Annotated in this window: 24 protein-coding genes; 12 read left to right on the top strand and 12 right to left on the bottom strand. The window is 65.0% G+C overall.

The features are described 5' to 3' along the window. Positions 1 to 63 precede the first annotated feature (63 nt). The 6 genes from IVB29_RS07985 (at position 64) to IVB29_RS07960 (ending at position 9,172) form a co-directional block, all read left to right on the top strand. On the top strand, positions 64 to 663 hold the full coding sequence (locus IVB29_RS07985; protein ID WP_247502843.1) for a hypothetical protein: 600 nt from the start codon (positions 64 to 66) through the stop codon (positions 661 to 663). A 162-nt stretch (positions 664 to 825) separates the two neighbouring features. Then, positions 826 to 1,059, top strand: coding sequence for a hypothetical protein (locus IVB29_RS07980; RefSeq protein WP_247502970.1), 234 nt, complete (start codon positions 826 to 828; stop codon positions 1,057 to 1,059). A 232-nt stretch (positions 1,060 to 1,291) separates the two neighbouring features. Then, complete coding sequence (locus IVB29_RS07975) at positions 1,292 to 3,034, top strand: methyl-accepting chemotaxis protein (RefSeq protein ID WP_247502842.1); 1,743 nt, start codon at positions 1,292 to 1,294, stop codon at positions 3,032 to 3,034. 286 nt (positions 3,035 to 3,320) lie between these two features. After that, positions 3,321 to 5,054, top strand: a complete 1,734-nt coding sequence (locus tag IVB29_RS07970) for a methyl-accepting chemotaxis protein (RefSeq protein ID WP_247502841.1) — start codon at positions 3,321 to 3,323, stop codon at positions 5,052 to 5,054. 205 nt (positions 5,055 to 5,259) lie between these two features. Continuing rightward, a complete protein-coding gene (locus tag IVB29_RS07965; protein ID WP_247502840.1) occupies positions 5,260 to 7,230 on the top strand; it encodes a HAMP domain-containing methyl-accepting chemotaxis protein in 1,971 nt (656 codons plus the stop codon). A gap of 253 nt (positions 7,231 to 7,483) precedes the next feature. Beyond that, entirely contained in the window at positions 7,484 to 9,172 is a 1,689-nt protein-coding gene (locus IVB29_RS07960) for a methyl-accepting chemotaxis protein (protein WP_247502839.1), read from the top strand. 3 nt (positions 9,173 to 9,175) lie between these two features. On the opposite strand, the gene IVB29_RS07955 is transcribed toward IVB29_RS07960, so the two are convergent. The 6 genes from IVB29_RS07955 to IVB29_RS07930 form a co-directional block, all read right to left on the bottom strand. Continuing rightward, positions 9,176 to 11,896, bottom strand: a complete 2,721-nt coding sequence (locus IVB29_RS07955; RefSeq protein WP_247502838.1) for a DUF2339 domain-containing protein — start codon at positions 11,894 to 11,896, stop codon at positions 9,176 to 9,178. A 50-nt stretch (positions 11,897 to 11,946) separates the two neighbouring features. Then, positions 11,947 to 12,915 (bottom strand): NAD regulator, encoded by a 969-nt coding sequence (locus IVB29_RS07950; protein WP_247502837.1) that lies wholly within the window; start codon positions 12,913 to 12,915, stop codon positions 11,947 to 11,949. Positions 12,916 to 12,934: 19 nt separating this feature from the next. After that, positions 12,935 to 13,441 (bottom strand): protein-tyrosine phosphatase family protein, encoded by a 507-nt coding sequence (locus IVB29_RS07945; RefSeq protein ID WP_247502836.1) that lies wholly within the window; start codon positions 13,439 to 13,441, stop codon positions 12,935 to 12,937. Positions 13,442 to 13,600: 159 nt separating this feature from the next. Further along, positions 13,601 to 14,215 (bottom strand): HD family hydrolase, encoded by a 615-nt coding sequence (locus tag IVB29_RS07940; RefSeq protein ID WP_247502835.1) that lies wholly within the window; start codon positions 14,213 to 14,215, stop codon positions 13,601 to 13,603. Further along, a complete protein-coding gene (locus IVB29_RS07935) occupies positions 14,212 to 14,838 on the bottom strand; it encodes a DNA-3-methyladenine glycosylase I (protein ID WP_247502834.1) in 627 nt (208 codons plus the stop codon). The genes IVB29_RS07940 and IVB29_RS07935 overlap by 4 nt, the downstream gene beginning before the upstream one ends. Continuing rightward, the gene (locus IVB29_RS07930) at positions 14,835 to 15,716 is read right to left on the bottom strand and encodes a folate-binding protein (protein ID WP_247502833.1); all 882 of its coding nucleotides are present in this window, start codon (positions 15,714 to 15,716) and stop codon (positions 14,835 to 14,837) included. Before IVB29_RS07930 ends, IVB29_RS07935 begins: the two co-directional genes overlap by 4 nt. 101 nt (positions 15,717 to 15,817) lie before the next feature. On the opposite strand from IVB29_RS07930, the gene IVB29_RS07925 reads away from it, so the two are divergent. The 5 genes from IVB29_RS07925 (at position 15,818) to IVB29_RS07905 (ending at position 19,878) form a co-directional block, all read left to right on the top strand. Further along, positions 15,818 to 17,152 carry a dihydroorotase gene (locus tag IVB29_RS07925; protein ID WP_247502832.1) on the top strand — a complete coding sequence of 445 codons (1,335 nt, stop codon included), beginning with the start codon at positions 15,818 to 15,820 and terminating at the stop codon, positions 17,150 to 17,152. A 154-nt stretch (positions 17,153 to 17,306) separates the two neighbouring features. After that, positions 17,307 to 18,170 (top strand): sulfurtransferase, encoded by an 864-nt coding sequence (locus IVB29_RS07920; protein ID WP_247502831.1) that lies wholly within the window; start codon positions 17,307 to 17,309, stop codon positions 18,168 to 18,170. A 49-nt stretch (positions 18,171 to 18,219) separates the two neighbouring features. Then, positions 18,220 to 18,936: an RNA polymerase sigma factor gene (locus IVB29_RS07915; protein ID WP_247502969.1), complete on the top strand. Its 717-nt coding sequence runs from the start codon at positions 18,220 to 18,222 to the stop codon at positions 18,934 to 18,936. A 90-nt stretch (positions 18,937 to 19,026) separates the two neighbouring features. Beyond that, positions 19,027 to 19,548 carry a DUF4142 domain-containing protein gene (locus tag IVB29_RS07910; protein ID WP_247502830.1) on the top strand — a complete coding sequence of 174 codons (522 nt, stop codon included), beginning with the start codon at positions 19,027 to 19,029 and terminating at the stop codon, positions 19,546 to 19,548. Positions 19,549 to 19,557: 9 nt separating this feature from the next. After that, the gene (locus IVB29_RS07905) at positions 19,558 to 19,878 is read left to right on the top strand and encodes a cupredoxin family copper-binding protein (protein WP_247502829.1); all 321 of its coding nucleotides are present in this window, start codon (positions 19,558 to 19,560) and stop codon (positions 19,876 to 19,878) included. A 181-nt stretch (positions 19,879 to 20,059) separates the two neighbouring features. On the opposite strand, the gene IVB29_RS07900 is transcribed toward IVB29_RS07905, so the two are convergent. From IVB29_RS07900 to IVB29_RS07885, 4 genes are all read right to left on the bottom strand, one after another. Beyond that, positions 20,060 to 20,326 carry a hypothetical protein gene (locus IVB29_RS07900; protein WP_247502828.1) on the bottom strand — a complete coding sequence of 89 codons (267 nt, stop codon included), beginning with the start codon at positions 20,324 to 20,326 and terminating at the stop codon, positions 20,060 to 20,062. A 269-nt stretch (positions 20,327 to 20,595) separates the two neighbouring features. Continuing rightward, complete coding sequence (locus tag IVB29_RS07895; protein WP_247502827.1) at positions 20,596 to 20,973, bottom strand: TIGR02301 family protein; 378 nt, start codon at positions 20,971 to 20,973, stop codon at positions 20,596 to 20,598. Positions 20,974 to 21,019: 46 nt separating this feature from the next. Then, on the bottom strand, positions 21,020 to 21,454 hold the full coding sequence (locus IVB29_RS07890; RefSeq protein WP_247502826.1) for an NUDIX hydrolase: 435 nt from the start codon (positions 21,452 to 21,454) through the stop codon (positions 21,020 to 21,022). Positions 21,455 to 21,457: 3 nt separating this feature from the next. Further along, positions 21,458 to 21,958: a hypothetical protein gene (locus tag IVB29_RS07885; RefSeq protein WP_247502825.1), complete on the bottom strand. Its 501-nt coding sequence runs from the start codon at positions 21,956 to 21,958 to the stop codon at positions 21,458 to 21,460. A 63-nt stretch (positions 21,959 to 22,021) separates the two neighbouring features. On the opposite strand from IVB29_RS07885, the gene IVB29_RS07880 reads away from it, so the two are divergent. Continuing rightward, a complete protein-coding gene (locus tag IVB29_RS07880; RefSeq protein WP_247502824.1) occupies positions 22,022 to 22,786 on the top strand; it encodes an SOS response-associated peptidase in 765 nt (254 codons plus the stop codon). Between the two features lie 115 nt (positions 22,787 to 22,901). Here IVB29_RS07880 and IVB29_RS07875 read toward each other — a convergent pair whose 3' ends face one another. Both IVB29_RS07875 and IVB29_RS07870 read right to left on the bottom strand, forming a co-directional pair. Continuing rightward, a complete protein-coding gene (locus tag IVB29_RS07875; RefSeq protein WP_247502823.1) occupies positions 22,902 to 24,095 on the bottom strand; it encodes a CoA transferase in 1,194 nt (397 codons plus the stop codon). A 36-nt stretch (positions 24,096 to 24,131) separates the two neighbouring features. Beyond that, on the bottom strand, positions 24,132 to 25,061 hold the full coding sequence (locus IVB29_RS07870) for a glycine/sarcosine/betaine reductase selenoprotein B family protein (protein ID WP_247502822.1): 930 nt from the start codon (positions 25,059 to 25,061) through the stop codon (positions 24,132 to 24,134). Between the last annotated feature and the right edge of the window lie 111 nt (positions 25,062 to 25,172).

The raw sequence follows: 25,172 nt of genomic DNA, 5'->3' as shown, positions 1-25,172 counted from the left end.
TATGGTAAGCAGCGGGTAAAGAGATAAGGCATCGCCCGCGCTGGGGTTGGTTCGGAGTAGAGCATGCTTGCGCGTATTGTGTTGGGGGCTGTCACGGCGGCAGCGATGTTTGCGCCGGCCATTGCTGGAAGCATGAATGCCGACGAGGCGCGCCGCTTCGTCGCCGGCAAGGTATTCGCCTTCACCTGTTTCGACGGCACCCGCGGCGCAGGCCGCATCCTGGACGACCTCGGCGCCGCCGGCGCGGTGCAATTCTCGGGTGCAGGCCCGGTGAAACATCTCCGCCTGCCCGGCAATACGCTCCAGATCCGCGGTCAGAACGTCTGCGCCGCGATCAAGGGCATTCCGTTCGAGCCCTGTTTCAACTTGGAAAAGACCGACGATCGCAGCTTCCGCGGCTCGGTGTCGGGCATGGGCTTTGCCTATTGCGACTTCCACCACCAGGGCGGCAATCAGATGCTGATGGCGCGCGCCGTGGCGCGTCCGCGCTCGCTGCGCTCTTCGGAGCACACCGGGTCGGTCGGCGCGGCGAACACCGAAGTCGCCGCGCGCATCGAGACGCCGCGTGTCGAGAGCAGCCGCCTCGATCCGGTGAAGTCCGAAGCCAAATCGGAGCCCGCCAGGAACGACGCCCCGCTGGAGCTGCGCCGCTCCACACAGTGAACCGGCTGCGCGGGACGATCCGCGCCTCTTCTCGTTGAAAACGTTCACCGATAGCCAAGCCGCCGCGCCGTAATCATACGGACGGCGGCTTTCATGCGTTGGTAGCTGTTCGCGCCGCAGTTTGCGGACGGCCGGGGGGCGGCCCGATAAAAGGGTTCAATGATGTCGCTGTACTTCTTCCGCATCAGCACCGGCCGCTATTCCGGCGCCGCCGATCAGCCGTACGAGTTCGAGGACCGCGCCGCCGCCTGGACCGAGATGACCGAGGTTTGCGCCAACCTGCTCGGCAGCATCGCGCGCAATTTGAAGCCCAATGCCAAGTGGAGCATGGAACTGCTCGACGAGGACAAGAAGGCCGTCTTTCGCATCAGCCTCGTCGGGGAGGCCGTGAGCTGAACCCGACTGCGAACGACGGCGCCGCGTTAACGAATGCGACGCATGCAAATTCGCGAAGCGTCATTTCGCTTCGCGCGAAAAGTGTGGAAGTCCGCCAACTTGAGCAGCGTTTTCCGTACTTCTACCCAAGGTTCGGGGCCCGCACTTAACGTTAATGGGTAACCTGTCGATTAGCCTTTCCAGCATGTTTACGCGCTCCGGCGCGGCAGTGCGTTATTTCGGGAAGAGCTCAATGTCGTTCATTCAGAATCTGCGGATTGGCACCAAACTCGCCATCACCTCCGCGCTGACCATCGCCCTCGTCGCGCTGATGATCTTTCTCCAGATGAGCGGAGGCACCGAGGTCCAGAAGCTCAGCAACGGCGCATCGGGACAGCAGACGATCGCGCAAAACGCCGCGGAGGCGAAGGCCTCGGTCCGTGGGATGCAGATCGGCATTCGCGATATTCTGACCTCCGCGTCGCCGGCCGAGATGCAGAAAGCCGTCACCTATTTTGGCGATCGCCAGACGGCGGCCCTGAAGTTCGCAGGTGAAATGGCCAAGCTCTCGCGGTCGCCGGAGAACCGGAAGCGGATCGACCGGCTGACCGTGCTGATCGGCGATTTCGGCAAGGGACAGGAACTGATCCAGGCGATCCGCAAGCAAGAGCTCGCGCTCGACGGCAAGAAGGACGGCGAAGCGGCCGCGCAATTCACGAAGCTGGTGGCCGAGGTCGACCGTATCCGCAAGGGGACGCTTGCACCGATCAACGAAGAGATCTCGGAACTGACCAACGAGATCACCAACTTTGCCAAGCAGAGAAGTGTCGAGACCCGTGCGGAAGCGGACGCAGAGGTTGCTTCGGTTGCGCGTACGTCGTTCATCACCGGCATGCTGGTCGCGCTGGTCCTGATCGGCGCGTGCATCTTCTCAGTCTTCAGCATTGCGCGGCCCATGCGCGCGCTGACGGTGGCGATGGAGAAGCTTGCCGGCGGCGACTTCTCCGTGGTGCTGCCCGGCCTTGGCCGCAAGGACGAGGTCGGCGAGGTCGCCGGCGCCGTCGAGAAATTCAAGGTCGTGTCCGAACAGAAGGCCCGCCAGGAAGCGGAAGCCAAGGCGCGGCAGGACCAGATCGCATCCGAGCAGCGCAAGTCCGAGATGCGCAAGCTCGCCGACAGATTTGAAGGCGCCGTCGGCGAGATCGTCGGCACGGTGTCTTTGGCCTCGACCGAGCTCGAAGCATCCGCCACCACGCTGACATCGACGGCCGAGCGCACCCAACAGCTCACTACCGTGGTTGCGGCAGCCTCGGAGGAGGCGTCCACCAACGTGCAGTCGGTGGCGTCGGCAACGGAAGAGCTGTCGTCCTCCATCACGGAGATCAGCCGGCAGGTCCAGGAATCCGCGCGCGTAGCGAGTGAGGCCGTCGGTCAGGCCCGTACCACGACCGAGCGCGTCAGCGAATTGTCCAAGGCGGCGACGCGCATCGGTGACGTCGTCGAGCTGATCAACACCATCGCGGGCCAGACCAATTTGCTGGCGCTCAACGCCACGATCGAGGCCGCGCGCGCCGGCGAAGCCGGCAAGGGCTTTGCGGTGGTCGCCTCCGAGGTCAAGGCGCTCGCCGAGCAGACAGCGAAGGCGACCGGCGAGATCGGCCAGCAGATTTCCGGCATCCAGGCCGCGACGCAGGAATCGGTCGGCGCCATCAGGGACATCAGCGACACCATCGTGAAACTCTCCGAGATCTCCTCGACGATCGCAGCGGCGGTTGAAGAGCAGGGCGCGGCAACGCAGGAAATCTCCCGCAACGTGGCGCAGGCCGCACACGGCACCCAGCAGGTCTCGTCCAACATCACGGACGTGCAGCGCGGTGCAAGCGAGACCGGCTCGGCGTCCTCACAGGTGCTGTCCGCCGCGCAGATGCTGTCGGGCGACAGCAACCGTCTCAAGCTCGAGGTCGGGAAGTTTCTCGAGACCGTACGCGCGGCGTGACTGCGCACTTTCCGGTAGATCGATCCTGCGACCGCATTGCAGCGAGGCGGCCGCGTCCGGGCGTCTTGCGACGCTGCAAGGCGTAATTCCCATCCCTGGGTGTGCTTAACTTGTTAAGCGCGCAATCGGTGCTGCTTTTCACGGTGCGCCACAGATCCGAGCCGGTATTTCTCCGGGTCTCACTGTTAACCAAATCGGAATGGGAGGCGCTCATTTTTTAGGCAAGGGCGATCAACGCCGAAGGCGGCCGACAATGATTTGGCCGCGCATTTTCGGGAACATGCCCATGTCTAACCTTGTCCGGAATTTGCCGATCGGTACCAAGCTGGCGATAACGTCGGCGCTCTGTATCGTCCTGGTCCTCGCCATGAACGCAAGCCAGTTTGTCGGCAACGGCAATGTGCGTCATTCCAGCCAGGCCGCACTCGTTCAGCAGGAACTGGCACGGGATGCCGTCGAAGCCAAGCTCGGGCTGCGCGGCATGCAGCTCAGTGTCCGGGACATCCGTCTCGCCAACAATCCAGGTGAACTGCAAAAGGCGAACGACGCTCTTGTCGAGCGATCGAAGTCGCTGGGCAGCGTGGCGGATGAAATGCTCAAGCTGTCCCAATCTGCGGAGAACCGCGCCCGCATGGAAAAGCTCAAGAGCCTCTCCGTCGATTATTTGAAGGGCGCGCAACAACTCGCGTCTTTCCGCGGCGAGATCGTCGCGGCGACGGGCGCGGACGTCAGCCGCGTCGCCAAGCTCACCGAAGAGAGCGCGCGCATCTCGCGCGAAGTCACACTACCGACAGCGATTGAAATGGACGCTGTTGCGGGCCAGATCGCCGAGTTCGCCAAACACAGGAGTGAAGAGGAGATCGGTCGTTCTCGGCAGGAGATGGCGTCGAGCGAGCAGATCGGGATAGTTGTCGGCGCATTCGCCACGCTCGTCCTGATCGGTTCGTGGCTCATGTCCTTCCTGACCATCGCGCGGCCGATCCGCGCGCTGACAATCGCCATGGACAAGCTTGCCGGCGGCGATTTCTCCGTGGTGCTGCCCGGGCTCGGCCGCAAGGACGAAGTCGGCGGCGTCGCTGCGGCCGTCGAAAAATTCAAGATCGTGTCCGAGCAGAAGGTGCGCTCGGAGGCCGAGGCCAAGACCAGGCAGGACCAGGCCGCCGCCGCGCAACGCAAGGCCGAGATGCACAAGCTCGCCAACGGCTTCGAAGCGGCCGTGGGCGAGATCGTCGATACCGTGTCCTCCGCCGCGACAGAGCTCGAGGCTTCGGCGTCAACGCTGACCTCGACGGCGGAGCGTGCACAGGAATTGACGACGATGGTGGCTGCGGCCTCCGAAGAAGCCTCCACCAACGTACAGTCCGTGGCATCAGCCACCGAGGAGCTGTCGTCCTCGATCACCGAGATCAGCCGCCAGGTGCAGGAGTCCGCTCGCGTCGCGAGCGAGGCAGTGAGCCAGGCCCGCACCACGACGGATCGTGTCGGCGAATTGTCCAAGGCGGCGGCCAGGATCGGCGACGTGGTCGAGCTGATCAACACCATCGCCGGCCAGACCAACCTGTTGGCGCTCAACGCCACGATTGAGGCGGCGCGTGCCGGCGAGGCCGGCCGTGGGTTTGCCGTGGTCGCCTCCGAGGTGAAGGCGCTCGCCGAGCAGACTGCCAAGGCGACCGGCGAGATCGGTCAGCAGATATCGGGCATCCAGGCCGCGACGCAGGACTCGGTCAGCGCCATCAGCGCGATCAGCGACACCATTGAAAAGCTGTCGGAGATATCGTCCACCATCGCGGCGGCCGTGGAGGAGCAGGGCGCAGCGACGCAGGAGATCTCCCGCAATGTGCAACAGGCGGCGGAAGGGACCCATCAGGTGTCGTCCAACATCACCGACGTGCAGCGCGGAGCGGGCGAGACCGGTTCGGCGTCCTCGCAGGTGCTGGTGGCGGCGCAGTCGCTGTCCGGCGACAGCAACCGCCTCAAGCTCGAGGTCGGCAAGTTCCTCGACACGGTGCGGGCGGCCTGACGGCGGCGGTCCTCATCTATCGTTAGCCTGTTGCAACCGCCGCGTGAGGACGCGCGGCGGCTCGCACGCGTTGGCGGCGAATAGTGCGGTGCGAAGGGCTGCACGGTTAACCTTCCGGAAAACCGACGCAGTCATGATCCCGCAATATTCCGGGTGCCTTGCCGCCCTCCCTGTATTGCGTATCAAGCCTGTTGGAGCACATTCAATGAGTGGTCTTTCCATTCGTCTCACCCATAAGGTCATGGCGATCGGACTGTTCGGACTGTTGGGCCTCGTCGCCTTCGGCGCGATTTACGAGGTCGGCAGTCTCTCCCAGGATGCGTCCCGCGCCGTTGCCAACCGCGCCCGGACCATCGCAGATCTCGACAAGCAGCTCTCGATCGAGATGCTGGAGGCCCGCCGCAACGAGAAGAATTTTCAGCAGCGCCGGACCGAGAACTACGCCAGGGCGAATGCCGAGCTGATTGGGCCGATCAACCGCGATTTCGACGAGGTGCAGCGGTTCATGACGGCCGGCGGCATGAGTGCGCTGTCCGACAGGATGAAGCAGGCCCAGGAGGGCTTCAAGCGTTACGCGTCGGATTTCGGCGCGCTGGTGGCGGCCGAGACCAGGCTCGGGTTGAACGAGACGCTCGGCCTGTCCGGCTCGCTTCGCGGTGCGGTGCACGACATCGAATCCAAGCTGAAGGAGATCGACGATCCCAGGTCGACGACCTGGATGCTGATGATGCGCCGGCACGAGAAGGACTTCATGCTGCGGCGCGATCCAAAATACATTGCCGAGGTGAAGAAGGCCGGGGTCGAATTCTCCAAGGCGATCGAGGTCGTTGCAGTCTCAGAGGCGGTGATGAACGACATCACGGCCAAGCTCCGGAAATACCAGTCCGAGTTCGCGGCCTGGGCCGAAGCCGCGCAGCAGAGTGCGGCCCTCGACGCCAGCATGGCGAAGACCTTCCGCGAGATCGAGCCTGTCATGGTCGAGGTCCGGACCGCCGTCGATGCCGCGTACAAGCAGGCTGACGACGCTGAAGCCGCAACGCGCGAGGCGGTGCGTCTGTGGATGGTCGTTGCCTTTGGCGTCACCGTCGTCGTGCTGGCCGTGGTCGGCTTCCTTTTGGGGCGCTCGATCTCGAAGGCGCTCGGCGACATGATCGGCGCCATGACGCGGCTCGCGCGCGGCGAGCTCTCGATTTCCGTTCCCGGGATCGGACGAAAGGACGAGATCGGCGAGATGGCCGGTGCGGTCGAGGTGTTTAGGACCAGCATGGCAGAGGCCGAACGGCTGCGCGTCGAGCAGACCGAAGCGGACGCGCGCGGGCGCGAGCAGCGCAAGGCCGACATGCAGCTTCTCGCAAACACGTTCGAAGGCGCCGTCGGCGAGATCATCGAAACCGTGTCGTCGGCGGCAACCGAGCTCGAGGCCTCCTCCAATACGCTGACGCAGGCCGCCGAGCGCGGCAACGGGCTTGCGACCGCCGTGGCGGCTGCCTCGGAGGAGGCGTCCGCCAACGTGCAATCGGTGTCCTCGGCGAGCGAGGAGATGACCTCATCGATCTCCGAGATCAGCCGCCAGGTGCAGGAATCGGCGCGCGTCGCCGACGTCGCGGTCGGACAGGCGCAGCGCACCAATGCGCGCGTCGGCGAGCTGACGAAGGCGGCAGGCCGCATCGGCGATGTGGTCGAGTTGATCAACACGATTGCAAGCCAAACCAATCTCCTGGCGCTGAATGCCACGATCGAGGCGGCGCGGGCGGGCGAGGCCGGCAGAGGCTTTGCCGTGGTCGCGAGCGAGGTGAAGGCGCTCGCCGAGCAGACCGCGAGAGCCACGGGCGAGATCAGCCAGCATATCGGCGCGATCCAGACCGCGACGGAAGACTCCGTCGGGGCGATCAAGGAGATCGGCGACACCATCGCGCGGATGTCGGAGATTTCGTCGGCCATCGCTGCCGCAGTGGAGGAGCAGGGCGCAGCGACCCAGGAAATCTCCCGCAACATCCAGCACGCCGCGCACGGCACCTCTGAAGTCTCCGCCAATGTCGGCGACGTCCAGCGCGGTGCCGGCGAAACCGGGGCCGCGTCAGCACAGGTGCATTCGGCGGCGCAATCGCTGTCGCAAGAGAGCAACCGGCTGAAGAGTGAAGTCGCCCGCTTCCTGGAGTCGGTGCGCGCGGCGTGAGATGCGGTGCGGTGGTGCGCCGGCGCGCGATGTTCGCTGCAATGCAACACGTGGTTGCAGAAGATAAGATCGCGGCGACAGCGAATCCGTAGTTTCACGTAGGTTCCTGTTAACGCCTGTTTGCAACTATGAGCGCAATCTTACCGGATAAGAACCAGCCATCATTGTTGGAATGACCCCGCCCTGTCGTCCGTCGTGACGATTGCGGCGCAGGTGGATTGTGCGTCGCCAGGTATCATCGGGATTTGTCGTGATGTCGAAGTTGTCGATCGTCTTCAAGCTTCTGACCGTGCTGTCGGTCCTCGTGCTCTCGCTCGCCGGCGTCGGCGTGACGGCGATCGGCACCATGCAGAACATCAATTCGCATACCGTCGAGATCGCGGAGAGCTGGCTACCGAGCGTGCGCGCGCTCGGCTCGCTGCGCGCCGACATCAATGAGCTGCGCGTCGCGCTCCGACTGCACCTGATGCAGGACACGCCTGAAGGCAAGGAGGCCGCCGAGAAGCGCCTCGCTTCGCTGCAGGGTCGCATCGACCAGACCCGCAAGGTCTACGAGCTGCTGATGACCTCCGCCGAGGAGCGCTCGCTCTACCAGCAATGGACCAAGGCCTGGGCCGAGTATCTGAACGGCGTGCAGGACGTGATGGCGCTGTCGCGCAAGAGTCCCGGCAAGTTCCCGACCGACGCCAACGAGTTGCTGCAGACCAAGGTTGCCAAGATGGCCCAGGCTGCCGATCCGCTGCTCCAGAAGGGCATCGAGATGAACAACCGCGGCGCCGAGCTGGAGACGAAGCAGGCGGCCGACAGCTACGCCATGATCTTCCGCGTGCTGGTCGGCATCATCGTGCTCTCGGTCGTGATCGCGATCGGCGCGGCCTATTATCTCGTGCGCGACGTCTCGCGTGGTATCGCTTCAATCATCGGTCCGATGCAGTCGCTTGGCGAGGGCGACCTCTCGGCCGAGGTGCCGCATCGCGGCGAAAAGACCGAGATCGGTTCGATGGCGGATGCGCTCCAGATCTTCAAGCAGGCGCTGATCGCGAAGAAGGCTGCCGACGAAGCCGCCGCGGCCGACGCCGAAGCCAAGATCGAGCGCGGCCGCCGCGTCGATGCCATCACCCGCAAATTCGAGGCGATGATCGGCGAAGTCGTCGGGACCGTCTCTGCTGCGTCCACCGAGCTCGAGGCGTCCGCGACCACGCTGACCAATACGGCGCAGCGCGGGCAGGAGCTTGCCACCGTCGTCGCAGCAGCGTCCGAGGAAGCCTCCACCAACGTGCAGGCCGTCGCTTCGGCTTCGGAGGAGCTGTCGTCCTCGATCACCGAGATCAGCCGCCGCGTGCAGGATTCGGCGCGAATGGCCGCGGAAGCCGTCGAGCAGGCGGGGCGGACCAACGAGCGCGTCAATGCTTTGTCGCTGGCGGCCTCCCGCATCGGCGACGTCGTCGAACTCATCAACACCATCGCGGGCCAGACCAATTTGCTGGCGCTGAACGCGACCATCGAGGCGGCGCGCGCGGGTGAAGCCGGTCGCGGCTTCGCCGTGGTCGCCTCCGAGGTCAAGGCGCTGGCCGAGCAGACCGCGAAGGCGACCGGCGAGATCGGGGCGCAGGTCGCTGGAATTCAAGCCGCGACCGGGGAATCCGTCAGCGCCATCCAGGAGATCAGCGGCACCATCGAGCGGCTGTCGGAAGTATCCGCGGCGATCGCCGCCGCCGTCGAGCAGCAGGGCGCGGCGACGCAGGAGATTTCGCGCAACGTCCAGCAGGCTTCCGTCGGCACGCAGGAGGTCTCGTCGAACATCACCGACGTGCAGCGCGGTGCGATCGAGACCGGCGAAGCCTCGGGCGAGGTGTTGTCGGCGGCGAAATCGCTCGCGACCGACAGCACGCGCCTCAAGGTCGAGGTCGCGCAGTTCCTGGATTCGGTCCGCGCGGCCTGATCCTCAACTGCCTGTCTGCGGAGCCGGCGGCGGCGCGACCTGCCGCCGGAACAGGATGCGCTGATAGAGCCAGCCGATCGCGACCAGCACGATACCGAGGCACATGAACGACAGCGCGCGGTAGACGCCTGTCAGTGTCGACATGTCGATCACGAAGGCCTTGAGGATCGTCAGCGCGATCACCGCAGCGGATGCCAGCCGCGCCCGCTCCGAGTTGAAGAGGATGCCGATGCCGAGCAGCACCACACCGAAGCCGAGCCAGCCGATCGAATAGGTATATTGCTCGGCGCCCGTCGTCTCGCCGGTGGAGAGGATCGGGCCGTGATAGAAGCGGCGGATCTCCAGCGTGACATAGGAAAGCGCGAACAGCAGTGCGGCGCCCGCGATCGTGTTGGCGTAGACCTTGCCGCGCTGACCGACCACCGCATAAGAGAGCAGCAGCAACAGCACCGCCGGCAGCGCGTAACCGAGCAGCAGCAGGTTGAACACGGCGCCGCCGACATCGACGCGCCAGATCAGCGGGTTCTCCAGGACGAAGAGGCCGAATACGCTGATGAGGCCGGCGATCGCCGTGAGCACCACCGCGCCGACATTGTGCACGACACTGCGGCTACGCAGCCTCAAACGCTCCAACCCGATTGCCATGGCAAGCGCGATGCAGACCTGAAGCGCGCATTCGAGCAGCGAGGGCGCGTCCGTCATGTTGCCGCCGGTCGCAAAATGACGGATCTCCATGAAGGAGAACAGGGCCGTGAACAGGATCGCGGCGGCCTCGACTGTGCGGAGCGGCGCGTCGTCGCCACGGCGGCGCAGGAAAATACTCGCCGCCCAGAACGAGGCCGCGGGCAGGCCGTAGCCCCACAGCAGCCAGTTCAGAATCGGCGTGGTGCCGACGGCATCGCCGACGATGCGCGGATCATAGGCGATGCGCGCAGTGACGATTGCGGCAAAGATAGCCGCGAGCCGCCGCAGGACCGGAATTGGCCGCTGCAACGAGATCCAGGCGGTGCCGAGCGACATCAGCGCCAGGGCGATGGTGAGCCAGCCCTTTTCCAGAGCAAAGGTCAGCGCCAGCGCCAGTGCTCCGAGCGTGCCGGTGGCGAACAGGGCGATGGAGGTCGGAGCGCCCGGCCGATCTTCGCGGCGCGAGAGGGCCTCGGTCGCGGCGCCAAAGGCTGCGGCAAGCAGCACCGCGAGGATCGCGAACGGGATCGAGCGGTCGAGATGGGCGATGCGCGCGTAGAGCGCAACGAGGATCGCGATTGGGGTAGCAACCGCCGCGGCCGACCACACGACCGGAATGATCGCAGAATTCGACCGGCCCTGCGCGAAAAAGCCCGCGATGCCGAAGCCGGCGGCGAAGATCGCGGCCGTCAGCAGATGCAGCGTCACGGAGCCGTCGGTCGCGACCGGTCCGACGCCTGGCATCGGCCCGCCCGGCAGCACCAGCATGTCAGGGTTGGCGAGGACCGCCCATTCGGCGAACACGATGAAGACGCTCGCAGCGGCGGCGCCAAGCGCACCCGTGGCGGACGGCGCACGCCAGGCGACAAACAGCGTTGCGCCGACGAGGAGGGTGAAGGCGATCAGCGAAAGGTCCGCATGCGCGCTCGACAGCACGATCAGCATCGCGCCGAACAGATAGGCGCCGAGCGAGCTTGACGACACCGGCTCGATCTCGCCGTCGTCGATCGTAGGCCCGAACATGAAGCCGCAGACGACCAGCAGCGCGGCGAGCACAAAACCTGCGATGACATGGAAGGCGTGCGGCGCAACCTGCAAGTCGCCGGTGTCGAGGCCCGGGAAGACCCAGAGCAAGGCAAGGGCGATGGTGGTCACCGCAAGCCAGCGCCACAGCCGGATGCGCGCAAGGCCAAAGCTCGCGGCGGTGACGACGGCCAGATAAATGTAGAGCGCCCAATAATCCGGCCTGCCGCTGGAGACGAGGACCGGCGTCACGAAGGCGCCGACCACGCCGAGGCCCGCGAGCGCGGGTCCGTGCAGCAGCGCAGCCGCCAGCGTGCCCATCGCGACGATGCCGAGCAATACGAAGGCCGTCGCAGGCACGAGAAAGCCGTAGAGCGCATAGGCCGCATAGATGGTCGCAAACGCGACCGCCGTGCCGGCTGCCGTGAGGATCGCGGGGATGTTGGCGATCGGCAGCGCGGCGATGTTGGAGATGCTTTCCTTGCGCCGTGACCATTCGCCGGCGCCGAGCAGCGCGGCTGCGAACAGGCCGCCGAGGAACACGCGCACGCCGGGGCCGATGAGGCCGGCCTCGATCGAATAGCGCACCATGAAGAAGCCGCCGAGCGCCAGCGCTAGGCCGCCGATCCACACCACCCAGCGCGTGCCAAGCCGCTCCTCGAAGCCGGGTTCTCTCAAATCAGTTGCAGGCGCGGGCAGGGGCGGCGGTGCATCGGCCGCGATGCTCGCCGCGAGCGGCGGCGGCGAAGCAGCTTCGGTGACGAGGGGAGGCGGCGTCGGCTCGGTTTCGGGAGCGAGCGGTGGCGGTTCTGCGGCTGCTGTCGGCGCGGGCGCTTCAACCCGCACCTGTGCGGGCATCGGAGGCGGCGGCTGCAGCCTCCGCAGCGCGTAAAACATTTCTTCGAGCGAGCTCAGCCGGCGGCGCAGCTCGGCGGCCTGACTGGACGCCTTGATCGCGATCAGGATGGCGATGATCGCGATGATCAGCGCAAAGACGTCAAACGGGCCGTCGAACATGAAGCCTCCAGGCAACCGGCGGGCAGGGGCCGGTCGCGAAATTCTAAGGTCTAGCGCCGGGAGCGTACGCGCAAGCCCGGCGCGGGCCGCTCCTGGAGCACGTCGCGGCGGAAGCGGTAGAGCGCCGCCGGGCGTCCGCCCGTCTGTGTCGACATCACCCCGGTCGGTTCGACCAGGGCTTCGGTTTCGACCAGGCGGCGGAAATTTTGTTTGTGCAGGTGCCGGCCGGAGATCGCCTCCACCGTGTACTGCAACTCAGTGAGTGTGAACTCGGCGGGCAAAAGTTCAAACACCACAGGACGATACTTCAGTTTTGCGCGCAGCCGCGCGATTCCCGTGGCGAGAATCCGCCGATGGTCGAAGCGCATCGAGGTGCCGAGCGCGGGAGGCGTCTTGCGCGCCAGTGCCGCAGGACGGCCGTCGCGCCTGGCTTCCTCGATCAGTCCGGCCTCGTAGAGCAGCTCGTAGCGGTCGAGCACGCGCTCCTCGTCCCAGGGCGCGCCGTCGAGGCCGAAATAGAACCGCACGCGATCCTTGCGCGGCAGCGCGCGCGTGGTCTCCGGCGTTTCCTCTTCGGCCCATTTGTTCAATGCCGGAATGATGTCGCGCGCGATGATCGCGGGCGGCTCCTCGCGCCAGTCTTCCCAGGGCAGGAAGCGATACCAAGGCTCGAAGCTCGCGCCTGTCGCCGCGAGCTCGCCACCGACGGCGCGCGTCAGTGCGAGATATCCGATCGACACCATATGCGCGCCGGTGTCGCGGGCCTCCGCGTGACGGCCGCGATCGCCAAACGTATAGAGCTGCTCGACATAGCCAAGCCGCAGGCCTGCCTGTGCCTCGACCCAGGCGCGCAGGCCGATCTCGAAGGTGCGATGGCTCGGCGCATCGAACGGACCGAACGGCAGGCCGGCCAGCCCGTCGCTGCCGCGCGCGGTCAGGATCAGCGGCTCATGATCCTCGATCGCGACGATCGCGGCGGTCAGGCCGATCTCGATCGGGGTCAGCAGCTTGTCGCTCATGCGATGATAATCGCAGCTGTCATTCGAGCTCGATCACGAAGGGGCGGCCCTCGACCATCATCGCGCCCGGGCCCATCTCGTCGAGCGCGCGCAACATGCGGCCGTTGCGCGCCAATGCGCGGTCGGCAAGGCCGACGATGCGCCGGTTCGGTGATGCGATCGGCGAGGCCGCCCGGATCTTTTTCGCGATCTCGATTTCGTCGCGCTCCGGATTGAGCGCACAGACGGCGGCGAACGCGCTCGCGGTGGAGCGGCTGATGCCGGCATAGCAATGCACCACCAGCGGCGCGGCGCGATCCCAGCCGCGCACGAAATTGAGCACCTGCTCGACATGCCCTTCGGACGGCGCGACAAAACCGTCCATCTCCTCGGTGATGTCGTCCATCGACACCTTGAGATGGTTGGCCGGCAGCACCGACACCGGACGTGCGACCTGCTCGACATTGGCCATCACGGTCAGCACATGGCTGGCTCCGGTGAGGCGGACGGTTTCGGGAAGGGCGGCGAGGGAACAGACGTGGATCATGGCGGACCTTTTTCTTGATTATAGCCGGTGCCGGTAGGGTGGCAAAGCGACATGTCCGCCGTACCTCGAAGAGCGAAGGCGGAAGCGTGCCCACCACTTTTGTCGCACTCGCGGGAAGATGGTGGGCACGGCGCAAGCGCGCCTTTGCCCACCCGCGACCTACGCAAACACCGCGCCGAACCGCTCCAGAAATTGCTTCTCGGCCCGCGCGGCCGTCCAGGGCGTGAGGTAGTCGCGCCGGACGCTGTCGGAGAGGCCGGGATCCCTGCCGAACAGGCGCTTGGCCTCGGCATCGCTGAAGCCGGCAAGCGCGGTCGCCTCCAGATAGGCCGCGCCGCGATCGGCGGCCTTGATGGCCAGCGTGATCTCGTCGGGCAGCGCCGGCGGCAGGCCGAAGCGGATGTGGATGGCGCCGAGCAGGCGCTTCTCGACCGCCTTGTAATGGCCGTCGAGCACCGCCTTGAACGGCGAGATCATGTCGCCAATGACATATTCGGGCGCATCGTGCAGCAGGGCCGCGAGCCGCATGCGCTCATCGACGCGCGGGTTCTCGTGCCGCATCACGGTCTCCACCAAAAGCGTGTGCTGTGCGACCGAGAAGATATGCGCGCCGGTCGTCTGCCCGTTCCAGCGCGCGACGCGCGCCAGACCATGCGCGATGTCGGCGATCTCGACATCGAGTGGCGAGGGATCGAGCAGATCGAGCCGCCGTCCCGACAGCATGCGCTGCCAGGCGCGGGAGGCGACGTCGCGTGCAGTCTTCTTCGCCGTCATTTGGTCTTGAGGCGCGGCTTGCGCTGCGACTTGCCGCAGCTCGCGTGGCAATGGCAGTCGACGAGATGGTCGTTGACCATGCCGGTCGCCTCCATGAAGGCGTAGACGATGGTCGGTCCGACGAATTTGAAGCCGCGTGACGACAGGTCCTTTGATATCTGCGCCGACAAGGGCGTCGAGGCCGGCACGCTCGCGGTGGTCTTGAAATTGTTGACCTTGGGCCTTCCGTCCATGAAGTCCCACAGCAGTTTTGAGAAGCCGGGGCCCTTCTCCATGATGTCCAGATACGACTTCGCGCTCAAAATCGCGCCGTCGATCTTGGCCTTGTTGCGCACGATGCCGGCATCATTCATCAACGCGTGCACTTTCTTCTCGTTGTAGCGCGCGATTTTCTCCGGCTGGAAATCGTCAAACGCTTTGCGGAAATTGTCGCGCTTGCGCAGGATCGTGATCCAGGACAGGCCGGCCTGGAAACCGTCGAGGATCAGCTTTTCATAGAGCGCGCGGTCGTCATACTCAGGCACGCCCCATTCGGTGTCGTGATAGGCCACATAGACCGGATCTTCGCCGGGCCAGGGGCAGCGGGTCTTTCCGTCGGGATGCAGGCGAGGGGCTCGGCTCATGTGGTGGGTTGCTTCAAGGGGATGCGGACGACTTCGGGTTCGGCGAGCGTGAGAGCGAGGCCGCCAGCGGTGAGCGGCTGGCCGGCATCGAGTGCGTCTGCGACGCGGTCGATGCGCACCAGCGCGATGCCCTTGCCTTGCGCCGACGAGCCCATCGTGCCGACGGATTTGTCGCCGGCCATAACACTGACGCCGGCCTCGGGCGAGAGGTCATCGAGCAGCACCTTGACGCTGCGGGTGCGCGCGGTGCCGCGATGCTGCATGCGCGAGACGACCTCCTGGCCGACATAGCAGCCCTTGTCGAAATCGACGCCGGCGAGACGGTCCATGTTGGTCTCGTGCGGGAACGCATCGCTGTACATGAAATCGAGCCCGCCGCGCGGCACGCCCAGCGCAATCCGATGCGCCTCATAGGCGGCCGCATCGACCAGCTCGGCGCCGATCAGGTCGGACAGCTTCTGCTTGAGATCTTCGGGGATCAGGATGCGATAGCCGAGCTCGCCATTGCGCGGATCGGCGAAGGTGAGGTCGGGTTGCGCGGCAAGCGCGCCGTCCCAGGCCGCGAGCACGCCGAGATTATCGGACAGGTTTTCCACAGTGACCTTGGCGCGCAGCTTGTAGAATTTCAGCTTGGTGGCGAGGCCTTCGGCCAGCGCCTTGGGGCAGTCGATCAGGAACCCGCCGCCATGGCCCGCGGGCGCCTCCGTGATCAGGAAATCCACGATGATCTTGCCCTGCGGCGTCAGCAGCGCGCCGAATCGCCCCAGGCCCGGCTTGAGCTTGTCGAGATCGGTCGTGATGAGGCCGTTGAGGAAGTTGCGCGCATCCTCGCCCGCGACCTTGATCACGCCCCGGTCGGGAAGAAACGCTGATTTCATGTGAAAATCTCTTGCGACATGTTGCTCCGGAACGTAAGCCCGCAAGGCATAAACGACAAGACCTCAAGCCCCGCGCTTGGGGATGAGAGAGGCCTCCAGCCATGACCCAGCGCTTCGATGTGATCCTCAAAGGCGGCACCGTCGTCAACCAGGACGGCGAGGGTATTCGCGATGTCGGCATCACCAACGGTCGCATCGCCGAACTGGGCCCGCTGTCGCAGGCTTCCGCTGCCGAAATGATCGACTGCAAGGGCCTGCACGTCCTGCCCGGCGTGATGGACACGCAGGTGCATTTCCGCGAGCCCGGGCTGGAGCAGAAGGAAGACCTCGAGACCGGCTCGCGCAGCGCCGTGATGGGCGGCGTCACCGCCGTGTTCGAGATGCCGAACACCTCGCCCCTCACCGTGACCGAGGCTACCTTCACCGACAAGGTGAAGCGCGCCCATCACCGCATGCATTGTGATTTCGCCTTCTTCATCGGCGGCACCCGCGAGAACGTGCAGGATCTTCCGGTGTTGGAGCGCGCGCCGGGCTGCGCGGGTGTGAAGGTGTTCATCGGTTCATCCACCGGCGCGCTGCTGGTGGAGGACGACGAAAGCCTGCGCCGCATCTTCCAGGTGATCCGCCGCCGCGCCGCCTTCCACGCCGAGGACGAATATCGCCTCAACGAGCGCAAGTCGCTGCGCATCGAGGGCGACACGCGCTCGCATCCGGTCTGGCGCGACGAGACCGCGGCGCTGATGGCGACGCAGCGCCTGGTCAAGCTCGCGCACGAGACCGGCAAGCGCATCCACGTGCTGCACATCTCGACCAAGGAAGAGATCGAATTTTTGCGCGACCACAAGGACGTCGCCTCCTGCGAGGCGACTCCGCATCATCTCACCCTGGTCGCGCCCGAATGCTATGAGCGGCTCGGCACGCTCGCGCAGATGAACCCGCCGGTGCGCGGCGCCGATCACCGTGCCGGAATCTGGCGCGGCATCGAGCAGGGCATCATCGACGTGCTCGGCTCCGATCATGCTCCGCACACGCTGGAAGAGAAGCAGAAGACCTATCCGGCCTCGCCCTCGGGCATGACCGGCGTGCAGACGCTGGTGCCGCTGATGCTCGACCACGTCAATGCGGGGCGCCTGTCGCTGGCAAGGTTTGTCGATCTCACCAGCGCCGGTCCCGCGCGCCTCTACAACATGGCCTGCAAGGGCCGCATCGCCGCCGGCTACGACGCGGACTTCACTGTCGTCGACTTGAAGCGCAGCGAGACCATCACCAACAAATGGGTGGCGTCCAAAGCTGGCTGGACGCCCTATGACGGCGTCCGCGTCACGGGTTGGCCCGTCGGCACCTTCCTCCGCGGTCGCCGCGTGATGTGGCAGGGCGAATTGGTGACGGCCTCGCAGGGCGAACCGGTGCGGTTTCTGGAGACGCTGAAGCAGTAAGGTGCATTCGGTCGGCGAACGAGCGCACCATCCCCGTCATTGCGAGCGCAGCGAAGCAATCCAGAATCCAACCGCGGCGCCAGTCTGGATTGCTTCGCTGCGCTCGCAATGACGAGGGGAGAGAGCTAAAATCCCTCGACAGGGAGAGTAGTCCATGACCGAACCCCTCATCACCACCGAGCAACTCGCAGCCCGCCTCGGCGATCCCAACCTCCGCCTCTGCGACTGCACCACCTACAACGAGCCGGTGCCATCAGGCAGCGACGTGCCGTATCGCGCGGTCCCCGGCGACAAGACCTTCGCGGCTGGCCACATCCCCGGCGCCGATTTCCTCGATCTGCAAGGCGAGTTCTCCGACACCTCGGCGCAGCAGTTCTTCATGATGCCCGATGTCGCCCAGCTGGAAGCCGCGTTCGGCCGCCACGGCGCTGACGCGTCCAAGACCATCGTGCTCTACAGCATCGGCACGATGATGTGGTCGACACGGTTCTGGTGGATGCTGCGCTCGCTCGGCGTCGATGCGCAGGTGCTCGACGGCGGCTTCGACAAGTGGAAGGAAGAGGGGCGGCCGGTCGAGACGGGCGCGCCGAAGGGCTATCCAGCGACGACCTTCAGGGCCTCGCCGCGCGCGGGCTTCTTTGTCGACAAGACCGCCGTGAAGGCGCGGATCGGCGATCCCTCGACCGTGATCGTCAACGCCCTCGGACCGCAATTTCATCGCGGCCTCGAGCCGAGCCGCTACGGCCGGCCCGGCCGCGTTCCCGGCAGCGTCAACGTACCAGCTGCAACGCTCACCAATGCCGACAAGACGCTGACGAGCCTTGCCGATGCCGAAGCCAAATTCGCCGCGGCAGGCGTCACGCGCGACAAGACTGTGGTCTGCTATTGCGGCGGCGGCATCTCGGCGACGATTGATTTGTTGCTGCTAACGCAGCTCGGCTACGACAAGCTGACGCTGTACGATGCTTCGATGGGCGAGTGGGCGCGGGATCCAGCGTTGCCGATCGAGACGGATTAAAGGTTCTTTTTCGGGAACGTTCTCGGCGGATGTGCATCCAATGTCCCAAATGCAGGAGACGCCCGTGACTGCCATCCATCGCACTGCAACATTCCGGACCGTGGACGCCGGCTCGCCGGAGGCCGAATTGGTCCGCCGTGCCCAGGCCCGCGACGAGGCGGCGCTGCGCGCCATCATGCAGGCCAACAACCGCAGGCTTTATCGGCTCGCCCGTGGCATCCTGCGCAACGACAGCGAGGCCGAGGATGTGGTGCAGGAGACCTATGTGCGCGCCTTCACGCATCTCGACGGCTTTCGTGGCGAATCCGGCCTCTCGACGTGGCTGTCGCGCATTGCGATCAACGAAGCGCTCGGTCGGGTGAGAAGCCGGAAGCCAAACGTCGAATTGGATACGTTGGCGGAAGCCGCGCTCGAAGCTCAGATCATCCGGTTTCCTCTGTCGTCAGCATCAAGCGATCCGGAAAAGTCCATGGCCCAACGTGAGATTCAACGTGTCGTCGAGCATGCGGTCGATGAATTGCCGGACGCCTTCCGCATGGTCTTCATCGCGCGTGTGATGGAGGGAATGACGATGGAGGAAACCGCGGGGCTGCTCGGCGTCAAGCCCGAGACCGTGAAGACCCGGCTGCACCGGGCGCGCGCGATGTTACGGGAGAATGTCGAGAAGAAGATCGGTCCGGTGGTGATGGACGCGTTCCCGTTTGCCGGCGAACGCTGCGAGCGTCTTACGGAAACCGTACTGAAGCGCCTTGGGGTCGGTGCTTAATATTTTTGGGAACGTTCGCCCGGAATTCCCATCCAACTCCCGTGCAAGCAACGCGCCGGCAAAGGCCCGGCGCCACAGGAGTGTCAAATCATGTTCGTCCGATGGAGCGCGGCGATCGCTGCAGTCGCCCTTTTGTCCAGCCCGGCGCTCGCGCAAGGCGCCAAACCGACCGATCCGCAGATTGCGCATATCGCCTACACCGCAGGCGTGATCGACATCAACGCCGCCAAGCAGGCGCAGAAGAAGGCGAAGAACAAGGACGTCAAGGCGTTTGCCGAGGACATGCTGCGCGACCACGAGGCGGTCAACAAGCAGGCGCTGGCGCTGGTCAAGAAGCTGAACGTCACGCCCGAAGACAACGACACCAGCAAGGCCCTGTCGAAGCAGGCGAGCGAGAAGCTGGCTGAGCTCGACAAGCTGGACGGCGCGGCCTTCGACAAGGCCTACGTCGCCAACGAGGTTGCCTACCATAAGGCGGTCAACAGCGCGCTGGAGACGCAGCTCATTCCGTCCGCCAGCAATGCCGAGCTGAAGAGCCTGTTGCAGACCGGCCTGAAGATCTTTCAGGGCCATCAGCAGCACGCCGAGCATGTCGCGGCCGAGCTGAAATAGGGAGAGGCGATGATGCCGGGACGGCTGTCTTCGATCGCCATGGCCTTAGTTTTCGCGGCGATGGTCGTCCCGGCGCACGCCGCGACGATAGAGATCACGATGGAGAATCTCGTGATCTCGCCGGCTGAGGTGTCCGCGAAGGTCGGCGATACCATCGCATGGATCAATAACGACGTCTTCGCCCACACCGCGACCGCCAAAAACGGCGATTTCGACGTGAACCTGCCGGCGAAGAAATCGGGGACATTTGTTTTGAAGAAAGCGGGCATGGTCGATTATTACTGCCGCTATCATCCCAACATGAAAGCGACGCTCAAGATCGAGCCGTAGTGGGCTGGGGAATGCATTCCCGATCGCGGCGGGAACATCTCCCGCTCTTCGCGAGACTAATGCTTGGTCTTGGGAAACGGCTTCCATGCGATGACCACGGCAGACTTCGCGGCGACATTCGCAAAGTCATTCATCCGTAGACTGGCCCCGCCCATGTGGCGGGGTCATTTTCGAAAAGCGCTTACTGCCTCGAAATGTCGACGGAGAATTCGCCGTTGCGGATGCGGCCGGGAAAGCCCTCGACGAATTTCGCCACCGCATCCTCGCCATAGGTGCCGACGAGCTCAGCGAACGCCGCAAACAGGCTCGCCTGCGCCAGACAGTCGCCGTCGACGCCCTCATGGCGCGCTTCGGCCCAGGCCTCGTTGAGATAGCTCAGTGCGGCCTGCTTCTGCTCGTGATCGGGCAGCGGCGCGCGTTCGGGGGCGTAGGAAACTGGATGGCTCATGAAACTCGATCAGGGCTGGGGCGCGATCCACGGCGATGCGCTGTGCAAGACGTGTAGCACGCGCATTAACGACCGCTAGGCCACATCTTTAGGAACGGTTAATGGCGGTGGACAAAGACGATGACAGGGTTCCCGGTGCTGTCATTCCGGGCGCGCAAGCGCGAGCTATGATGCGCAATTGCGCATCTGAGAATCCATCGGGTCGCGGAGTGGGTGGATGAATGGATTCCGGGTTCGCGCCGCGCGCGCCCCGGAATGACGGAGAGAGCTCAGTTCGCGTAACGCGCCGTGAGATCGCGCGAGATCTTCGAGCCTTCTTCGATATAGCGGCGGATCGCGACTGTGGCCGCCGGCGTGCAGCTCCGGTAGGTCTGCTGAAAACCGTTATAGCCGCGGTTGAAGCCGGCGATCATGCGGGTGCGGCGTTCGCCGGCGGGGGTTTCGGCATCGATCAGCGCCTGCATCTCGCTGCGCCATTTGTTGCCTTCGTTGGACCCGCAGATGCCGCGCAGATAATGCAGTCCGCCGAGGATCTCGGCCAGCCGCTGCAAATCGGCGTCAAACGGCGCTGCCACGTCCTGGGCCCGAGCGGGCGCGGAGGCGCAGGCGAGGATCAGGGCAAAAATGGCCAGAAATCGCGTGGACATCGGCGGGGTGTATGCCCCCTCGGGGCGGTGGACGCAAGGCGGGCCGTCAGGGTCCGATCAGCCGGTGAGCGGACTGGATGATCTCCTCCAGCCCCCCGGTCAGCTTGAGGTCGCCGAGGCTCGCGAGAGCGTCCGGGGCGATCCAGCGGTAATCGTCGAGCTCCTCATTCAGGACCGGCTCCCTGGCCATCCAGCGGGCGGCAAAGGACATGATCACATAATGGCCGGCGCCGGGCGCGGCCGGCAGCACCTCGCGCCAGCCGGCAAGGCCGATGATCTCGATCTCGAGCCCGGTCTCCTCGTCGACCTCGCGGCTCAGCGCCTGGTGCAGCGATTCGCCGAACTCGACCCGGCCGCCCGGCAGCGAATAGAACCCTTTTGCGGGCGAGCGGGCGCGGCGGACCAGCAGCACCTTTTCGTCGCGGAAAATCGCGGCTGAGACCGCAAGCTGGGGATGGGTAGGCTGGACGAGGCCGGCCACGGCTCAATTCGCCATGATCGTATCGATGTCGGCTTCCGCACCGCCATTGATGATGCCGCCGCAGGCCGCGATCAGCGGCTTGACCCAGAGGCTGGCCTGCTCGGCGAGGCGGACACGGGTCGTGTCCTTCTCGACCTCGCGCATGGCCGAGCCGACCGCGGTCAGGATCGAAGTCATGGTGTCGGTAAGGTGGTCGAACTGGGCGCGCACGCTGGGCTCGGCCTTCTCATAGGCCTCGATGGCGAGATCGCGCGCCTTGAAGTTCGAGGCGGTGAAGTGCTCGGCATAGGACAGCGGTGACCAGGTCAGAAAATCTTCCGCGCATTCGGGCATATCAGGGACCATTTCCAGCAGCATCACGGCTTCATTGAAATGGTTGAGATAGTCAGTGGCAAGCCCGGTTCGCGGGTTGATGTTGGCGACGCGCAGCCGCTCGGCCCAGGCCGCGGCCTCGGGTCCCGTCTGTCCATGCATTCGCGCCGGCTGGGAGGCCATTGAGCTCATCTGCCGCAGTGTTAACGTTCGGGGTTAAAAGGACCTGAACGGACCCTATATAGACGATCAGGGATGTGTGGACGCTTTGTCATAACTTCGGCCCCCGCGGCTTTACGGCAACTGTTCGGCTACATCGAGCAGCCGAATTTCCCGTCCCGGTACAATGTCGCCCCGACGCAGCCGATTCCGGTCGTGCTGATCGAGAACGGCGCCCGCCATTTCCGTCTGATGCGCTGGGGTCTGCTGCCGAGCTGGGTGAAGGATCCCAAGGGATTTACACTGCTGATCAACGCCCGCTCCGAGACGGTGCTGGAGAAGCCCGCGTTCAAACGCGCGATTCGCCGGCGGCGCGGCCTGATCCCGGCCGATGGCTACTACGAATGGAAGGCGGTTGACGGTCGCAAGCAGCCGTTCTTCATCCACCGCGCCGACGGCGAGCCGCTTGGCTTTGCTGCGGTGTTCGAGACCTGGGTCGGGCCGAACGGCGAGGAGCTCGACACGGTCGCGATCGTCACGGCGGCGGCGGGCGAGGATTTGGCCGCACTCCATGACCGCGTGCCCGTCACCATCAGCCCGCGCGATTTCGAGCGCTGGCTCGACATCAGGGGCGACGAGGTCGATGCGATCCTGCCGCTGATGGCCGCGCCGCGCATCGGCGAGTTCGCCTGGCACCCGGTCTCCACCCGCGTCAACCGTGTCGCCAACGATGATGAGCAACTCGTGCTGCCGATCAGCGTGGAAGAGATGGAGGCGGAGGTGGAGGCGTCGAAGCCGAAGAAGGCAGTGCGGAAGGCGGCGGCCGGGTCGTCAGATGACGGGCAGGGGTCGTTGTTCTAGGCGACAGTGCCGTAGGGTGGGCAAAGGCGCAACGCGCCGTGCCCACCATCTGTCCTATTACGCGATGCGCGATGGTGGGCACGCTTCGCTTTGCCCACCCTACGGCAGCGGAGTTTCACACAATCTCCCTTGCCCTCAACCCCGCGATCTCCGCGGCATCAAACCCGAGCTCGCCCAGCACCGCGTCCGTATCCGCGCCCAGTTCCGGCGCCATCCGGTCCAGCCGGCCGCTGCCATGGGCGAGCTTGAAGCCGCTGCCGGCAAAGCGCAGGCGGCCGTAGGGCGTATCCAGCTCCTGGATCGCGCCGCGCGCCTTGATCTGCGGATGATCAATGATCTCCTCGACCTTCCAGATGCTGGCGCAGGGCGCGCCGGCGTCTTCCAGGATCGTCTCCCATTCGCGCGCAGGCTTTGCTGCGAGCGCCTCTTCGATGATGGCGCGCAGCGCCGGCTCGTTCTCGTTACGCGAAAACCAGTCGGCAAAGCGCGGGTCGCTCAGCGTGTCCTCGCGGCCGAGCGCGGACATCAGCGCGCGATATTGTTTTTCGTTGTTGACGGCGAGCAGGATGTGGCCGTCGCCGCATCTGAACAAATTCGCGGTGGTCCTGCGGCTTACCGCCTGGTTACCCGAAAGCGGCTGGCGATGGCCCGCAACCGACCAGTCCGCGATCTGCCCCGAAAGAAACGCCATCGTAGCCTCCAGCATGGAGACATCGACAAACTGCCCCTTGCCGGTGCGGTCGCGCTGGTAGAGCGCGCTCGACACGCCGAACGCGGCCGTAGCGCCCGAGAGCACGTCGCACACCGCAAAGCCTGCGCGGGTCGGGCCGGTCTCGGGGTGGCCGGTAATGGCCATGATGCCCGACAGCGCCTGCATCTTGCCGTCATAGCCGGGTCGCAAACGATCTGGACCGGTCTGGCCGAAGCCGGATACCGCGCAATAGATCAGCTTCGGATTGATCGCGGAGAGCGCCTCATAACCGATGCCGAGCTTGTCCATCACGCCGGGGCGAAAGTTTTCCATGACGACGTCGACTTGGGCTGCAAGCTTCTTCACGATCGCGATCGCATCAGGCTTTTGCAGATCGAGCGTCAGGCTGCGCTTGTTACCGTTGATGGCCTGGAACGCCGGCGCGAGGCCACGTTCGGCCCATTCGCGTGAGAGCGGCGTGCGGCGCATGTCCTCGCCCTCGCGCCGCTCGACCTTGATGATTTCGGCGCCCAGCAGCGCGAGCTGGTAGCTGGCATAGGGGCCGGCCAGCACCTGCGTAAAATCCAGAATCTTCACGCCCTCGAACGGTCGCGTCACGTCGCTCTCCCTTTTGTTTTTGGTTATCGGAGGACGTCAGGCGGCGCGATTGCCGCGCGCGAGCTCCTTCTGCTTGTCGAATTCGGCGCGGCGGCGCGCCAGCTCTTCCGGCGAAAGCTGCGCGACGTTGTTGTAGTCGAGCTTCCAGGCTGCGTCCTCGCTCCAGCGCAGCGGCGACTGCATCGTCGTCTGCGGGCCGCTCGCGGTCTCGAGCAACCGAAGCGCCAACTCGAGCGTCTGCGCCTGCGAGGTTACGTCATGCGGTTTGCCGGCGGAATTTCCGAGCGGGAAGTCGCTGAACAAAAAGCGTGGCACGGCGGCGTGCTCGATGATGTCCTTGGCGCAGCCCATGATCACGGTCGGAATGCCGTTGGCCTCGAGATGCCGCGCCACCAGCGCCGTGGTCTGGTGGCAGACCGGGCAGTTCGGCACCAGCACGGCGACATCGACCTTGTCGGCGACGGCCCGCGCCAAAATCTCAGGCGCGTCGGTGTCCAGCGTGACGCGATGGCTGCGGTTGGTCGGCGCGCCGAAGAAGCGCGGCGCGATTTCGCCAATGCGGCCGGCGGCCGAAGCCTTCAGAAGCTGCGGCAGCGGAAACCAGGTGCCGTTGTCGGTCGCCGTGGTGTGCTTGCGGTCGTAGCCGATATGCGAGATGCGCAGATCGTGCTGCTTCGCCGTGTCGCCGTCATAGACCTGGTAGAATTTCGCGCTGCCATTATACGCCGCGCCCGGCCCCTGATCGCCCTTGGTCGGATCGAACGGCGCAGCTGTGGTGATGATCGTCACCCGCGACTTCGAAAGCGGCTTCTTCAGCGGCTGGAACGGCGCCTCGGTGTAATGCGCCCAGCGATACGCCGTCGTGTAGCCGATCGCGGCGTAATAGTCCCGCGTGCGCTGCATATAGGGGACGGGGGCGTCGTAGTCGGGTGCAAAGCCGAATTCGTCGTCGCGCGAAGCGGACATGGGGCGCGTCTCCTGGTTCTTGGTTAGGGCCAGACTAGAGATAGTTTTCGAGTTGCTCAACGGGGAGAGCGGCAACGCAGGACAGAATTGCGTTGCGCAATGGCTGGCCTC

Origin of the sequence: Bradyrhizobium sp. 1 (genome assembly GCF_023073315.1) — a bacterium.
Lineage (GTDB): Bacteria > Pseudomonadota > Alphaproteobacteria > Rhizobiales > Xanthobacteraceae > Bradyrhizobium.
The sequence above is the reverse complement of the archived record's forward strand: the minus strand, read 5'-3'. Positions and strand labels throughout refer to the sequence as shown.

Excerpts from the sequence above, each read along its gene's own strand:
- IVB29_RS07985 (WP_247502843.1), top strand. The coding sequence starts at position 64 with ATGCTTGCGCGTATTGTGTTGGGGGCTGTCACGGCGGCAGCGATGTTT.
- IVB29_RS07920 (WP_247502831.1), top strand. The coding sequence starts at position 17,307 with ATGACCGAACCCCTCATCACCACCGAGCAACTCGCAGCCCGCCTCGGC.
- IVB29_RS07880 (WP_247502824.1), top strand. The coding sequence starts at position 22,022 with ATGTGTGGACGCTTTGTCATAACTTCGGCCCCCGCGGCTTTACGGCAA.
- IVB29_RS07925 (WP_247502832.1), top strand. The coding sequence starts at position 15,818 with ATGACCCAGCGCTTCGATGTGATCCTCAAAGGCGGCACCGTCGTCAAC.
- IVB29_RS07910 (WP_247502830.1), top strand. The coding sequence starts at position 19,027 with ATGTTCGTCCGATGGAGCGCGGCGATCGCTGCAGTCGCCCTTTTGTCC.
- IVB29_RS07980 (WP_247502970.1), top strand. The coding sequence starts at position 826 with ATGTCGCTGTACTTCTTCCGCATCAGCACCGGCCGCTATTCCGGCGCC.
- IVB29_RS07960 (WP_247502839.1), top strand. The coding sequence starts at position 7,484 with ATGTCGAAGTTGTCGATCGTCTTCAAGCTTCTGACCGTGCTGTCGGTC.
- IVB29_RS07940 (WP_247502835.1), bottom strand. The coding sequence starts at position 14,215 with ATGACGGCGAAGAAGACTGCACGCGACGTCGCCTCCCGCGCCTGGCAG.
- IVB29_RS07885 (WP_247502825.1), bottom strand. The coding sequence starts at position 21,958 with ATGAGCTCAATGGCCTCCCAGCCGGCGCGAATGCATGGACAGACGGGA.
- IVB29_RS07930 (WP_247502833.1), bottom strand. The coding sequence starts at position 15,716 with ATGAAATCAGCGTTTCTTCCCGACCGGGGCGTGATCAAGGTCGCGGGC.
- IVB29_RS07950 (WP_247502837.1), bottom strand. The coding sequence starts at position 12,915 with ATGAGCGACAAGCTGCTGACCCCGATCGAGATCGGCCTGACCGCCGCG.
- IVB29_RS07870 (WP_247502822.1), bottom strand. The coding sequence starts at position 25,061 with ATGTCCGCTTCGCGCGACGACGAATTCGGCTTTGCACCCGACTACGAC.
- IVB29_RS07915 (WP_247502969.1), top strand. The coding sequence starts at position 18,220 with ATGCAGGAGACGCCCGTGACTGCCATCCATCGCACTGCAACATTCCGG.
- IVB29_RS07935 (WP_247502834.1), bottom strand. The coding sequence starts at position 14,838 with ATGAGCCGAGCCCCTCGCCTGCATCCCGACGGAAAGACCCGCTGCCCC.
- IVB29_RS07900 (WP_247502828.1), bottom strand. The coding sequence starts at position 20,326 with ATGAGCCATCCAGTTTCCTACGCCCCCGAACGCGCGCCGCTGCCCGAT.
- IVB29_RS07970 (WP_247502841.1), top strand. The coding sequence starts at position 3,321 with ATGTCTAACCTTGTCCGGAATTTGCCGATCGGTACCAAGCTGGCGATA.
- IVB29_RS07955 (WP_247502838.1), bottom strand. The coding sequence starts at position 11,896 with ATGTTCGACGGCCCGTTTGACGTCTTTGCGCTGATCATCGCGATCATC.
- IVB29_RS07965 (WP_247502840.1), top strand. The coding sequence starts at position 5,260 with ATGAGTGGTCTTTCCATTCGTCTCACCCATAAGGTCATGGCGATCGGA.
- IVB29_RS07975 (WP_247502842.1), top strand. The coding sequence starts at position 1,292 with ATGTCGTTCATTCAGAATCTGCGGATTGGCACCAAACTCGCCATCACC.
- IVB29_RS07945 (WP_247502836.1), bottom strand. The coding sequence starts at position 13,441 with ATGATCCACGTCTGTTCCCTCGCCGCCCTTCCCGAAACCGTCCGCCTC.
- IVB29_RS07895 (WP_247502827.1), bottom strand. The coding sequence starts at position 20,973 with ATGTCCACGCGATTTCTGGCCATTTTTGCCCTGATCCTCGCCTGCGCC.
- IVB29_RS07905 (WP_247502829.1), top strand. The coding sequence starts at position 19,558 with ATGATGCCGGGACGGCTGTCTTCGATCGCCATGGCCTTAGTTTTCGCG.